Source organism: Belnapia moabensis DSM 16746, assembly GCF_000745835.1.
Lineage (GTDB): Bacteria > Pseudomonadota > Alphaproteobacteria > Acetobacterales > Acetobacteraceae > Belnapia > Belnapia moabensis.
On the sequence record NZ_JQKB01000041.1, the window covers coordinates 33,501 to 46,829 of the forward strand.

Annotated in this window: 13 protein-coding genes and 1 pseudogene; 10 read left to right on the top strand and 4 right to left on the bottom strand. The window is 71.6% G+C overall.

Annotated elements, in window-relative coordinates:
* On the bottom strand, positions 1-576 hold the full coding sequence (locus EP26_RS20625; protein WP_043341425.1) for a cysteine peptidase family C39 domain-containing protein: 576 nt from the start codon (positions 574-576) through the stop codon (positions 1-3).
* Positions 577-785: 209 nt separating this feature from the next.
* On the opposite strand from EP26_RS20625, the gene EP26_RS20630 reads away from it, so the two are divergent.
* Positions 786-1,673, top strand: a complete 888-nt coding sequence (locus EP26_RS20630) for an alpha/beta fold hydrolase (RefSeq protein WP_052389442.1) — start codon at positions 786-788, stop codon at positions 1,671-1,673.
* Between the two features lie 10 nt (positions 1,674-1,683).
* On the opposite strand, the gene EP26_RS20635 is transcribed toward EP26_RS20630, so the two are convergent.
* Positions 1,684-3,447: a sensor histidine kinase gene (locus tag EP26_RS20635; RefSeq protein WP_157033645.1), complete on the bottom strand. Its 1,764-nt coding sequence runs from the start codon at positions 3,445-3,447 to the stop codon at positions 1,684-1,686.
* 403 nt (positions 3,448-3,850) lie between these two features.
* Between EP26_RS20635 and EP26_RS20640 the strand changes: the two genes are divergently transcribed.
* Positions 3,851-4,831 carry a Bug family tripartite tricarboxylate transporter substrate binding protein gene (locus tag EP26_RS20640; RefSeq protein WP_052389443.1) on the top strand — a complete coding sequence of 327 codons (981 nt, stop codon included), beginning with the start codon at positions 3,851-3,853 and terminating at the stop codon, positions 4,829-4,831.
* Between the two features lie 331 nt (positions 4,832-5,162).
* Positions 5,163-5,375: a con-10 family general stress protein gene (locus tag EP26_RS20645; protein ID WP_043341428.1), complete on the top strand. Its 213-nt coding sequence runs from the start codon at positions 5,163-5,165 to the stop codon at positions 5,373-5,375.
* Positions 5,376-5,408: 33 nt separating this feature from the next.
* Here the strand turns inward: EP26_RS20645 and EP26_RS20650 are convergent, their stop codons facing one another.
* Positions 5,409-6,470, bottom strand: coding sequence for an LLM class flavin-dependent oxidoreductase (locus EP26_RS20650; protein WP_043341431.1), 1,062 nt, complete (start codon positions 6,468-6,470; stop codon positions 5,409-5,411).
* 158 nt (positions 6,471-6,628) lie between these two features.
* Between EP26_RS20650 and EP26_RS20655 the strand changes: the two genes are divergently transcribed.
* Positions 6,629-6,898, top strand: coding sequence for a DUF6489 family protein (locus EP26_RS20655; RefSeq protein WP_043341432.1), 270 nt, complete (start codon positions 6,629-6,631; stop codon positions 6,896-6,898).
* 9 nt (positions 6,899-6,907) lie between these two features.
* Entirely contained in the window at positions 6,908-7,930 is a 1,023-nt protein-coding gene (locus EP26_RS38205; RefSeq protein WP_043341435.1) for a TonB family protein, read from the top strand.
* Here the strand turns inward: EP26_RS38205 and EP26_RS20665 are convergent.
* Complete coding sequence (locus EP26_RS20665) at positions 7,927-8,208, bottom strand: ribbon-helix-helix domain-containing protein (RefSeq protein WP_043341437.1); 282 nt, start codon at positions 8,206-8,208, stop codon at positions 7,927-7,929. The genes EP26_RS38205 and EP26_RS20665 overlap by 4 nt on opposite strands.
* Before the next feature lie 126 nt (positions 8,209-8,334).
* Between EP26_RS20665 and EP26_RS20670 the strand changes: the two genes are divergently transcribed.
* The 5 genes and pseudogenes from EP26_RS20670 to EP26_RS33350 all read left to right on the top strand — a co-directional run.
* Positions 8,335-10,629, top strand: a complete 2,295-nt coding sequence (locus tag EP26_RS20670; protein WP_052389444.1) for a DUF3141 domain-containing protein — start codon at positions 8,335-8,337, stop codon at positions 10,627-10,629.
* Positions 10,630-10,693: 64 nt separating this feature from the next.
* Entirely contained in the window at positions 10,694-12,394 is a 1,701-nt protein-coding gene (locus EP26_RS20675; protein ID WP_043341438.1) for an N-acyl-D-amino-acid deacylase family protein, read from the top strand.
* Between the two features lies 1 nt (position 12,395).
* Positions 12,396-12,785 carry a RidA family protein gene (locus EP26_RS20680; RefSeq protein WP_043341440.1) on the top strand — a complete coding sequence of 130 codons (390 nt, stop codon included), beginning with the start codon at positions 12,396-12,398 and terminating at the stop codon, positions 12,783-12,785.
* Positions 12,785-13,045, top strand: a complete 261-nt coding sequence (locus EP26_RS20685) for an alcohol dehydrogenase catalytic domain-containing protein (RefSeq protein ID WP_043341442.1) — start codon at positions 12,785-12,787, stop codon at positions 13,043-13,045. The genes EP26_RS20680 and EP26_RS20685 overlap by 1 nt, the downstream gene beginning before the upstream one ends.
* 72 nt (positions 13,046-13,117) lie before the next feature.
* Positions 13,118-13,329, top strand: a pseudogene (locus EP26_RS33350) (IS110 family transposase); the annotation flags it as partial.

The following is a 13,329-nucleotide window of genomic DNA, read 5'->3' on the forward strand; positions in this document are numbered from 1 at the left end:
CTACAGGACCTGGACCAGCCAGCCGGACAGGTAGCCGGCTGTCTGAGCCTTGTTCAGGTCGACGCTTTGCATGTTCGTGTTGTAGACGGGCAAGGCGTCGAGCGGCATCTCCAGCAGGCCATACCAAGGGTCCAGTATGACGGCGCCGCCTCTCGACAGGCCCACGCAGACGACGAAATGCCCGCCATTGCCGACCCATTGCGACTTTGCATCCCGCGCGGCCCACTGAACGTGGAAGATGATGGGCTTGCGCTCCGACGCGGCGGCGATCTTCGCCTTCCACTCCCCGACGGCATACTGCGCCGAATTCACCTTCAGCCCGTTGTCCTCGAGAATGTCGGCCAGCTGGCTGACATAGGTCCCGGCGCCCGCGATCATGTCGAACAGGGTCGCGCCGTGTTTGACCGCAAGGCTGCGCATGAAGGCCTCGCCGCCCGCCCCGGTGCTTTGCGACGCCGAGCACACCACCATGTAGCAGCAGGCCGGGCCGCAGGATTGGCCCCATTCCTGGCCCCACAGCACACGCGCCACGCCGCCTGAATCGGTTGCGACATACTGCCCGATGGTCCTCGCCATGAAACGCTCCCGGTGCTGCAGGGTCGAAGGCGGCCACCACTGCGTCACGTTACGGAACCGCCAGTCCAGCGCGGTGCGAGCAACAATGTTCAAACTGCCGGGTTCTCCGTACTGCCCGGGTGAGGCATGAAGACCAGGGCGCAAGCATTCGTCCGGCGAAGCACCATCCTCCGGTTCCGAAGGGCTCCCGTCCCGCCTGGACAACCCCGTTGCCCCGCCCGATCCTGCGCCGCAGCATCAAGGGGACAAGCACCCGCATGGCCGAATTCCTGGCCCATCTCGACGCCATCTCCCGCCGCATCGAGACCCCCTGCGGCGAGGGCCGCATGGCCTGGCGTCTCTGGGGCGAGGCCTCAAGCCCGCCCCTCGTCCTGCTGCATGGCGGCTCCGGCTCCTGGCGCCACTGGGCCCGCAACATCGAGCCCCTGGCCCGCGAGCGCCTGGTGATCTGCCCCGACCTCCCCGGCCTCGGCGACAGCGCCATGCCGCCGCCGTCCGAGAGCCCCGCCCCCGTCGCCGCCATCCTCCTCGCCGGCCTCGCCGACATTCTCGGCCCCCGCCACTACGACCTCTGCGGCTTTTCCTTCGGCGCCCTGCTCGCCGGCCACCTCGCAGCCCAGGCCGATGCGCGCCTCCGCAGCGTCACCCTGGTCGGCGCCGGCGCCCTCGGCCTCCCCCGCCAGATCACCCCGCTGCGCAAGGTCCGCAGCGAGACCGGCGAGGCCCGCCTCGCCGCCCACCGCCACAACCTGGCAACGCTGATGTTCGCCGACCCCTCCCGCATCGACGCCCTGGCCCTCGAAATCCAGGAAGCCAACACGACGGCCGCCCGCTTCCGCAGCCGCGGCTTCGCCAGCACGACGAGCCTGAAGGACGCCATCGCCGGGGCCCGCGCTCCCGTCGCCCTGCTCTATGGCGAGCGCGACGCCATCGCCTTCCCCGAGATCGACCGCCGCTTCGCCGCCCTGCGTGAGGTGCAGCCCGAAGCCTGGACCGGCCTCATTCCCGGCGCCGGCCACTGGGTCGCCTATGAGGCGGCGGCCAGCTTCAACGCCATGCTGGCCGACATGCTGGCCCGCCGCCTCCCCGGCGTCTGACCCGCCCGGCTCACGCCTCCACCCCCTCCTGAACCACTGGCCGCGGCGCGAAGCGGATGCTCGCCCGCAACCCATTCGGCTCGAACTTCAGCACCACCCGCGCCCCGGGGCCGAGGTCATGCGCCAGCGCGCGCTCCAGCAGCCGCGTGCCGAAGCCCCGCCGCGCCGGCGCCCCCTCCACCGGCGGCCCGCCCATCTCGCGCCAGTCGATCACCGCCGCCGCCCCCGCGGGGTCGGCCCGGCATAGCACTTCGATCCGCCCCTCCGGCACCGAGAGGGCGCCATGCTTCACCGCATTCACCGCCAGCTCATGCAGCCCCATGATCAGCGCCTGCACCTGCCCGGGCGGCAGCTGCGGCATCGGCGCCCCGGGCGGCACCTCCAGCACGAAGCGCGATTTCCCCTCGCCCTTCCCCTCACCCAGCCAGGGCGCCAGCCCGCTCCGCACCACCACATCGAGCGCCGCCCCCTCCCAGGCCACCGCCGTCAGCAGGTCATGCGCGCGGGCGAGGGATTGCAGCCGCGCCGTGAAGGCCGGCACGAATTGCGCCGCATCGCTCCCCGCCCCGCCTCGCGCCGTCTGCAAGGCCAGCGACTGCACCGTGGCGAGCGCATTCTTCGCCCGGTGGTTCAGCTCGGCGACGACCAGCCGCAGCCGCCGCTCGCTATCCACCAGCGATGCGGTGGCGGCCCGCCGCCGCCGCGCCTCGGCCAGCAGCGCCTCCGCGAGCCGGTCGGCCTCCGGCAGCCCGAGCGGCTCCGCGCGGGCCGGCAGCTCCGCCTCATCCGGCGCCGCCGCCCGGCGCAGCAGCGCCGTCACCGGCCGCAGCACGCCGAGCGCGATGCGCCGCGCGAGGACGATCCCGAGCCCGAGCACCGCCAGCTCGCCCGCCAGCAGGGCCACCATCGTCTCCAGGGCCGGACGGGTCAGCGTCTCCCGCGGCACGGCGACAGCGACCCCCCAGCCATAGGGCTCGGGCAGGCGGGCGATGGCGGTGATCACCCGGTCGCCATCCGGGCTGATCGCATCCATCACCGCCTCGGCCGCGCCGGAACTCCAGCGCTCCAGCAGCGCCGCCGTCATCGCCTGGCCGACGAAGCGCTCCGGCTCCGGGATGCGCGCCACCCGCACCCCGGCGCGGTCCGCCACGGCAATGATCCAGTCGACGCCCGGCTGCTGCCGCCGGATCAGCGCATCGAAGGCATCGAGCGGCGGGTTGAGCGAGAGGACCAGCCCCGACGCCCCGCCCGAATGCGGCACCGGCACATCGATCGCCACCACCGGCCGGCCGACGACCTGGCCGAAGAACAGGTCGGATGTCGAGGGCCTCCCGGTCTCCAGCGCGCGACGGTGGTTCGCCTGGTTGGCCCGCGCTGGCAGGGGTGCCCCGCGCGGCGCCGCGGTGTTCATCAGCTGCTGCCCATCGGCCCGGAGCAGCAGGATGCTGGCCCCCGGCGCCTGGCGTGCGACCATCGCCTCGGCCTGGGTGCGGAAGGTGTCGAGGTCGCCCCCCGCCAGGGCCGGCGAGCCGGCCAGCACCTCGAGCGCGAGGGTCCGGCCGCGCAGCTCGCCCTCGATGGCCAGGGCCAACCCCCGCGCGACATGCAGCGCCTCCCCGCTCGCATGCTCCCTGGCATTTCGGTAGCCGATGCCGACCAGCGCGAGATTGAGCAGGACGAGCGGCAGCGCCACCGCGAGGACCAGCGTGGCGAGGCGTATCCCGAGCGTCGGCCGGCGCAGCAGGCGTCCCAAAACAGGCTGACCGGCTGCCACGAATTCTCCCCGTCCCCGGAACGCGACCCATGGGCCCGCCGGCCACCCCACGCCCGGCCGCCAACCCGGGCGCCGTCCAGCATTACGGGTCGGAAGCCCGTAACGGAAGCCAAAACCCTTCACCCGGCATGAAAGCCAGCCGCGTTTGGCCACGCTGTGGCTGAAGGGCTCCAGGCGGCCGAAGCGACGGCGCGGTAAGGCCGCCAGCCGCAGCACCGCCGGGGCCTTCGCCCCATTCCTCGCCCCGCCGTCGACGCGGCCCGCCCCTGAGCCGACGCCCCGTGCACCCGCTACCTGAGCCTGCTCGCGCCGACTGATCGCTAAGCTGGTTAGCGATCTCGCTCACTCATTGCGCCCGGCCGCCCTCGCCGCCACCATCGCCGCAATCGGGGAAACAGCCGCCATGCCCATCGCCCGCCGCCAGATGGCCACCCTCGCCGCCTCGTTGCTTGCCGCCCCCGCCCTTGCCCCCGATGCCCTGGCGCAATGGGCACCGTCGCGGCAGGTCCGCCTGATCGTCCCCTTCTCCCCCGGCGGCGGCGCCGACACCACCGCCCGCCTCTTCGCGCCCGCCTTCACCGCCTTCCTCGGCCAGCCCGCCGTGGTCGAGAACCGTACCGGCGCCGGCGGCACCATCGGTGCGGCGGAGGTCGCCCGCGCCGCACCCGACGGCACCACCCTGTTGGTCGATGCCGCCAACCAGGCCGTCAACCAGGCGCTCTTCCGAGGCCTGCCCTTCGACTACGTCACCGGCTTCACGCCCATCAGCCGCGTCACCGTCTATCCGCTGCTGCTCGTGGTCCGCCCCGAAAGCCCCTACCGCAGCTTCGAGGCCCTGCTCGCCAAGGCGCGCGCCGAGCCGGGCCGCCTCACCTACAGCTCCTCCGGCAACGGCATCTCCAACCACATCGCAACGGCGGTGCTGGCCGACCGGGCGAAAGTCGAGTTCAGCCACGTTCCCTACCGCGGCGGCGGCCCGGCGCTGGCGGCGGTGCTCGCCGGCGACGTCGATTTCGGCTTCGCCACGGTCGCCAGCGCCGCCGCCCTGGCGCAGGAGGGCCGCCTCCGCCCCCTGGCCGCCTCCTCCGCCTCCCGCATCCCGACCCTGCCGGAGATCCCGACCGTCGCCCAGCTCGGCTTCCCCGGCTACGACCAGACCGAGTGGAACGGCCTCTACGGCCCCGCCGGCCTGCCACCCGCCATCGCCGAGCGGCTGTACGAGGCCTGCCAGGCCGCGCTGCGCGACCCCAAGGTGACGGAGCGCCTGACCGCCCTCGGGGCGCTGGCGCTCGGCAACAGCCCCGCCGAATTCGCCGATTTCCTGAAGCGCGAACGCTCCGCCATGGCCAGGCTCGTGCTCGAGGCCAACATCACCGCCGATTAGGCTTGCATCGTTACGTCTGGCATTTTATAGGATAAAAATCACAAGCAAACGCGCGCCCGGCTGCCTGAAGCCGACAGCCCGGCCACACCTGCACGACCGTGCCAGCCGGCCACGCCTCCCGGGTCTGCCGCACCGCCTAAATTCCTCAACTCCTAAATTCCGCCCCCAACCCACTGATCTGCAACGACCCGGCTTGAAGATTTGAGGCGGGTCACCGCCAGGAGCCCAGGAGTTGCTCAACGCCTGCGGGAAACGCCGGCGCACTTCCGCGTTATGGCAACGGGCGGGTGCGCAACCCCCGCCCCCACCAAAAGGAAAAGGGAAACGACCGATGGCGAACCAACAGGGCTCCAGCGGCGGCGGCAAGGGCAATCCCGGCAATTTCGCCAATGACCGCGAGAAGGCACGCGAGGCCGGCCACATGGGCGGCATGAGCCAGGGCAAGGAGAACAACCCCGGCAATTTCGCCAATAACCGCGAGAAGGCGGCCGAGGCGGGCCGCAAGGGCGGCCAGAACAGCCATGGCGGCCGCTCCCCGAGCTGAGGCCGCCACCGCGCCGGGGCCCACGCCCCGGCGCTACTCCGCCGCGACCGCCCGCGGCCCGAATTCCGGCGCCACCCGCGTCATGAACATCCGGATCGACTCGTTCGCCACCTCCGCCGGCATCGGCCCGAGCCGGAAGGAGCAGATCACCCCGCCGACACCCATGCGGTCGATCTCCGCCATCTTTGCCGCAACCGTCGCCGGCGAGCCATGGATCAGCGCGCTCTCCACCTGCGCCCGGGGGGGCGGCACCCGCTCCTCCACCATGCGGATTCCCTGCTCGGCATAGACCCGCTCGCGCATCACCCGCCGCTGCTCCTGCATCGCCTCGAAGGCGGGGATGCCGATGCGCTCGGCCTCGGCATCCGTCTCGGCGACAACGACGTTGCGCCAAACCCAGCTCTCGTCGAGGCAGCGGGCGACATGCGCCTCGTCATGCCCCGCCCTGGCGAGCGCCGCCCGATAGGCAGCGAGCCGCTGCCGCGTCACCTCGAGCGACTGGACATTCATCATGAAGGGCAAGCCGCGCTCGGCGAGATGCAGCGCCCCCTCCTCCGAGGAGGCCGCCCGCAGCACCACGGGATGCGGCCGGGTGAAGCATTCCGGCCGCAGCCTTGGTGCCTGGATGTCCCAGAACTGCCCCTTGTGGCGGACGCCCGTCTTGTTGGTCCAGGCCTCCAGCATGATCGCCTCGGCCTCGGCATAGCGCGCCCCCGCCTCGCGCCAGTCGATGCCGTAGCCCTGGTACTCGTAGACATTGTAGGCCGTGCCGCGCCCGAGCCCGACGACCAGCCGCCCCTCGCCCAGGTTGTCGAGCAGCGCGATCTGCTCGGCCAGCCGCATCGGGTGATGCAGCGAGACCTGCGCCACGGCGAACCCCACCTTCACCCGCTTCGTCGCCGCCAGCACCGCGGCGGCGAAGGTGGTCGGGTCGACATAGGCGCAATTGCCGTCGAAATGGTGCTCGGCGAGCCAGATTACCTCGACGCCTAGCTCGTCGCAGAGCTTCGCCTCCTCCAGGCATTCGCGGATGACGCGGGAATCGCTCTCCGGTTCGCGGCTCTCGGTGAAGAGGAAATTGCTGAATCGCAGCATGGCGGGCTCCGTCGGCTCGGTGCCAGCCTAATCGCCTCAGGCTGCGGCGCAACGCCGCCCCTGCAGGGACGTTAAGCCTCGCCAACAAAACGTAACCGCGCTGGCGAAGTCGCCGGGTCCGGTCCATATGGGCTGAGCCGCGCGGAGTAGCCTCGTCCATGAAGATCAACGTCGAGATCGATTGCACGCCCGAGGAGGCCCGCACCTTCCTTGGCCTGCCCGATCTGCGGCCGATGCAGGATGCGGTGCTGGCGAAGATGCAGCAGCAGATGCTGGACGCCGTCGATGCCCTCTCGCCCGAGGCGCTGCTGCGGACCTGGATGCCGCTGGCCCCTCAGACGCCCGAGCAGATGCGCGACGCCATGGCCGGCCTCTTTCGCCTGTTCACACCGATGGCGGGCGGCAAGGGACCCGGCAGCCAGGGCTGACCGCGCCGCGTGACAGCCCCGACCCTCCGGGCCGAGCCGGCGCTCCGGCCCGGCCGCCGCCGCATCCCTCGTGCGCAGCGCTCCTGGCGGCGGCTGCGGCCGGAGCTGGTCGGCTCGGTGCTGCTGCATCTCGCCTTCCTCGCCCTCGTCGTCCTCGCGGCGATCACGCGCGAGCGGCCGCCCGAGCCTCTGCCGCCGCCCTCCTTCGAGGTGGAATACCAATCCGGCGCCCCGGGCCGCCCCGGCGACGAGCAGGGCGAAGCCCGGCCGGAGCAGGAAGCGCCGCCCCCCGCACCCGTGAGCCCGCCCTCCATCCCGCAGCCGGCCCAGCCGCCGCCGACGCCCGAGGCCACCGCTCCGCCCGCGCCACCCCTGCCGCTGCCGCCGGCCCCGCCGCCGCCCGCCCCGCCCCGTACCCAGCTCGCCGAGCCCGCCCCGGCCCCGCCGCCACCCCCGCCGGCCGCGGCCGAGGCCCTGCCGACGCCACCCCCGCCCATCCCCCTGCCGCGCGAGGTGCCGCGCCCGAGCCCGCCGCCCCCCGCCCCGCCGCAGACCGCCACCCGCCCGGCCGCGCCGGCGCAGCGGCTGCCCGGCGTTTGGATGCCGGAGGCGCGGAACCTCGCGCCCGCCACGCCCTCGGCGCCGCCCGGCGCGCCGCGCTCGCGGCTCGACCTGTCACCCGGCCCGCTGGCGACCCTCGGCCGCAACTCGACCGAGTCCGAGGCGGATGTGCGCGGCGCCCAGGTCGGGCCGGACTGGCGCAACGCCTTCCGCCGCTGGGTCGATGAGAACAAGCGCTACCCGGCCAGCGCCGTCGAAGCGGGCCATCAGGGCCGCAGCCGGGTGCAGGTGATCGCCGAGCCGAACGGCAAGGTGCGCTCGGTGCGGCTGATCGGCCCTTCGGGCTCGGTCTGGCTCGATGCGGGCCTTGTGTCGATGTTCCGCGGCGCCACGCTGCCCGCCTTCCCGCCCGGGGCCGACCCCAACGGCGTGACCATCGACTTCACGATGCACTACATCCTGGTGCGCTAACGGTCCTCGCCGAGCCAGACCGCCTCCTGCCGTCGCACGGCAGCCCGCAGGTAGTCATCCGCCAGCCCGGTGGCGGGGCTGGGATGCATTGCCCCGAGGACCGGCACGACCTGCGCCAGCACCCAGCGTTCCATGGCGGCATCGCGGGCCTGCAGCGCCCGCAGCGCCGCCCGCATCACCGCACCGCTCGATTCATAGGCCCCGGATGCCACCATCGTATCGACAAACTGGACCTGCTCCGGTGGCAGGGCGACACATCGTTTCACGGCTTGCGGCACGGCACGGTTCTCCCCGGAACCGAGGCTAGGCCCAAAGATTTCGGCATGTCACCGCCTTTCCGAGCATTCGACTGGACTTTGCCTCTGCTGCGTCGCAGCATCCGGCCAAAATCAAGGAATACGCCTATGACCGTGGTCACCCCCCCTCCGGGCCGCGAGCTGCTGGCTCGCGGCGCCGAAACCATGTCGCGCATTGTCGACCAGGCCCGGACCCTCGCCGATGTGGCGACGCGGCAGGCGGCGCAGCTCGCCCCCACCACCCTGCCGCCGGCTCCGCCGCCGCTGCCCGCCAACCCGGCCGCGCTGCTCGCCGCGGCTACAGATTACGCGGTGGATGCGACCCAGCGTGGCATCCTCTACCTCGATGCCCTGCGCCAGGCGGGCAACACTTTCTACGAGCATGAGGCGGAGGGCTGCCCGCCCGTCCTCTTCTTCCCCTGGGACATGGTGGTGGACGGCCGCACCCTGCCGCGACCCTGCAACTACGCCCTGGTCCGCATCCGCCGCCCCGAGGGCGCCGCGCCACAGGACCCGAAGCTGCGGCCCTTCGTCATCATCGACCCTCGCGCCGGCCATGGCGCCGGCATCGGCGGCTTCAAGTCGGACAGCCAGGTGGGCGTGGCGCTGCGCCGCGGCCACCCGGTTTACTTCGTCGTCTTCTTCCGCGACCCGGAGCCGGGCCAGACCATCCTCGACATCACCCATGCCGAGGGCATCTTCCTGCGCGAGGTGGCGAAGCTCCACCCGGAGGCGCCGAAGCCCGTCGTCATCGGCAACTGCCAGGGCGGCTGGGCGGTGATGATGCTCGGCGCCTCCCAGCCCGACCTCACCGGCGCCATCGTGCTGAACGGCGCGCCGCTCTCCTACTGGGCGGGCGAGCGCGGGCGGAACCCGATGCGCTATCTGGGAGGCCTCGCCGGTGGCTCCTGGCCGGCGGCGCTGATGGCCGATCTCGGCAACGGCAAGTTCGACGGCGCCAACCTTGTGCTCAATTTCGAGAGCCTGTCGCCGGCCAACACCTGGTTCAAGAAGTACTACAACCTCTACGCCAATGTGGACCGCGAGACGCCGCGCTTCCTCGAATTCGAGCGTTGGTGGGGCGGCTACTTCCTGATGAACCGCGACGAGATCCGCTGGATCGTCGAGAACCTGTTCATCGGCGACAAGTTCGCCCGCGGCGAGATCAGCGCCGGTGGCGGCGCCACCTTCAACATGCGCGCGGTGCGCAGCCCGGTGATCGTCTTCGCCTCGGCCGGCGACAACATCACCCCGCCCGGCCAGGCGCTGCGCTGGATCGCCGACGTGTACCGCGACGAGCAGGAGATCAAGACGCTCGGCCAGACCATCGTCTACCTGATGCACGAAGATATCGGCCATCTCGGCATCTTCGTCTCGGGCGCTATCGCATTGAAGGAGCATACCGAGATCGCCGAGACGTTGCAGTTGATCGACAGCGTCGCCCCCGGCCTCTACGAGATGCTGATCACCACGGAAGGCGGCAACGGCGGCTGGCAGGTCGAGCTCAAGGAGCGGACCATGGCCGATATCCGCGCCCGCAGCGGCGAGGCCAAGAACGAGGCCTTCCCCGCCGTCGCCCGGATCTCGGCGTTGAACCAGTCGGTCTACGACCTCTTCGCCGCGCCCTTCATCCGCCAGCTCAGCACCGAGCGGACGGCCGAGCTGCGCCGGCAGTTGCACCCGATGCGGCTGCGGCGCACGCTCTTCAGCGACCGCAACCCGGCGATGGCCGCCGTCGCGCCGCTCGCCGAGCAGGTGCGGGCGGACCGGCGGCCGGTGGCGCCCACCAACCCCTTCCTCGCCTGGGAGCGGCTCTGGGCCGATGGCGTGGAGCGGAGCTTCGACCTCTACCGCGACATCCGCGACGGCTGGACCGAGTATGCCTTCCACGCCCTCTACGGTGCGCTCGGCACCTGGGGCGTCGCCCAGGCCGAGCCGCCCGAGGCCCCGCCGCCGGCGACCGAGGCCACCGTGCCCGAACTGCGGGAGGCCCTGGCCCAAATCGCCGAGGGCGGTTATGCGGCGGCGGTCATCCGCATGATGATCCTGCTGGCCCGCGCCCGGGGCGGCGTGCGGCGCTCCCGCCTGGCACGCTCCAATGCCTTGCTGACGACGGAGCAGCCCTTCGCCGCCATGACGCCCGAGGAGCGGCAGGCGATGATCCGCCGGCAGACGGTGATCGCCAGCATCGCGCCGGCCGAGGCACTGGCGACCCTCACGCGGCTGCTGCCGGGGCAGGAGGAGCGCGCGCGGGCGCTGGCCGCGGTGGAGGCGGTGGCCGGGCCGGAGTCAGAGCTCGGCGAGGCGGCCGAGGCGATGCTGGCGCAGCTTCGGGCCACGCTCGCCATGCCGGTCCGCGCCGCGGTGCCGGTCGGTTACGAGGCCGCGGCAATGCCGGATTAGGGTTCTCAGCCCCTGGCGCCGGGCCTAGGCTTCCTTCCAAGCATAAGCAGGAAGGAAGCGGGCCATGGCAGAGGATCTGGTTATCCGCGGCGGCACCATCGTCGATGGTACCGGTGCGCCGGGTTACGTCGCTGACCTCGCGATCAGCGGAGGGCGGATCAGCGCCATCGGCCCCGACCTCCCGCGCGGGCGGGAGGAGATCGACGCCGCCGGCCAGCTGGTGACGCCGGGCTTCGTCGACATCCACACCCATTACGATGGCCAGGCGGTGTGGGACAGCCATCTGGCGCCCTCGGCCATCCATGGCGTGACGACGGCGGTGATGGGCAATTGCGGTGTCGGCTTTGCGCCCGTCCATCCCGGCCAGGAGATGCAGCTCATCGAGCTGATGGAGGGCGTGGAGGACATCCCGGCCCCCGTCCTTTCCCAGGGGCTCGACTTCACCTGGGAGAGCTTCTCCGAGTACCTCGCCGTGCTCGACGGCAAGCCGCGCGACATCGACATCTGCGCGCTCGTCCCGCATGCCGCCGTCCGCGTCTATGTCATGGGCGAGCGGGCGCTGGCGCTGGAGCCGGCGAACCAGGCCGACATCGCCGCCATGCGGCAGATCGTGGCCGAGGCGGTGCAGGCCGGCGCCTTCGGCTTCTCGACCAGCCGCACCATCAGCCACAAGACGCTGAAGGGCGACCCGACCCCGACCTTGCGCGCCCAGGAGGACGAGCTGACCGGCATCGCCATGGGGCTGAAGGAGATCGGCGCCGGCTTCCTCGAAGTGGTCTCCGACTTCAACCTGCCGGATGCCGCCACCGAATTCGCCATGCTCCGCCGCGTCGCCGAGGCCTGCGGACGGCCGATGGTCTTCTCGCTCACTCAGCGGCATGACCGGACCGAGGTGTGGAAGGAGTTGCTGGCACTGTCCAACAAGGCGGCGGCCGAGGGCGTGAGCATGCGCCCGGTCTTCCCGCCCCGGCCGATCGGCATCCTGATGGGCCTGCTCGGCAGCCAGAACCCGTTCAGCGGCGCACCTAGCTACAAGGCGATCGCCCACCTGCCGGTACCGGAGCGCGTCGCCGCCATGCACGACCCGGAGCTGCGCGCGCGCATCCTCGGCGAGGACCGCATCAGCGGCAGCAATTTCCCGCTGATCACCCGGCTCTCCTTCGAGCGGATGTTTCCCTTCGGCGACCCGCCGGACTACGCCCCGCCGCGCGAGAGCAGCGTCGCCGCCGAGGCTGTGCGGCAGGGCCGCAGCGCGGAGGAGGTCGCCTATGACATGCTGCTGGCCGATGAGGGGCAGAATTTCCTGTTCTGCCCGCTGACCAACTATGCCGACTACACGCTCGACGCCTCGGCGGAGCTGCTGCGGCACCCGAACACCATTGTCGGCCTGTCGGATGGCGGGGCGCATGTCGGCTTCATCTCCGATGGCAGCTTCCCGACCTTCCTGCTCAGCTACTGGGGCAAGCAGCGCGGCCTGCCGGTCGAGGAGCTGATCCGGCGCCAGACCAGCGACACGGCGCGGGCGGTGGGGCTTGCCGACCGCGGCGTGCTGCGCACTGGCATGCGGGCCGACATCAACGTCATCGACCTCGATGCGCTCGCGCTCGACCGGCCGGGGATGCTCTACGACCTGCCGGCCGGCGGGCGGCGGCTGATGCAGCGGGCCCGCGGCTACGAGGCCACGATCGTCGCCGGCGCCGTCACTTACCGCCGGGGCGAAGCCACCGGCGCGCTGCCCGGCAAGCTCGTGCGCTGCGCGGCCTGAGATGGCGGATATCGAGCGCTTCGCCCCGCCGAGGAACGGGCGGCCCTTCCCGCCCCTCTCGGTCGCGGTGCGGCATGGGCGGACGCTCTATGTCTCCGGCATCGGTCCCTATGCGCCGGACGGCAGCCTCGTGTCCAGCGACTTCGCGGCGCAGTTTGCCGAGGTGATGAAGTCGCTGCATGCCGTCCTGGCCGAGGCGGGGACGGACATCACCCATGTCATCAAGACCAATGTCCTGCTGACGCGGGCCGGCGATGTGCGGGAGATGAACCGGCTCTATGCTGCCGCCTTCCCGCCCGCGCATCTGCCGGCGCGGACGACGAGCGTTGTCGCCGCGCTGCCGGTGCCGGACTTCTTGCTCGAGATCGAATGCGTGGTGGCGCTCGGCTGATGCGCGCCGTCTGGTACGAGCGGACAGGCCCATTGCGCGAGGTGCTGCAGCACGGCGAGCGACCGCTCCCCGAGCCGGCGCCGGGCGAGGTGCGGGTGCGGCTCGAGGCCTCGGGCGTCAATCCGGCGGATATCTACCGCCGCGCCGGCACCTCCTACGCCAATGAGTGGCCGCTCATCATCCCGCACAGCGACGGCGCGGGCGTGGTGGAGGCGCTCGGCGAGGGCGCGCCGGCCGAGCTGATGGGGCAGCGGGTCTGATGGTGTGGACGCCCCCCGACGGCATCAATGTGCCAAGGTGAAGGTGTCAAGCTATCACCAGGGGAGGCGTCCATGGGGCAGGCTAACACAATCGGGCTGGATATAGCGAAGCGGGTATTTCAAGCACACGGGGCGGATGCGACCGGGCGGGTGGTGTTCCGCAAGCGCCTGATGCGGGCCAAGGTGCTCGAGTTCTTCGCGGCGCAGCCATCCTGTCTGGTCGCCCTGGAAGCTTGTGGCGGGGCGCATTATTGGGCGCGCGCGCTTGGCAAGCTGGGCCACAC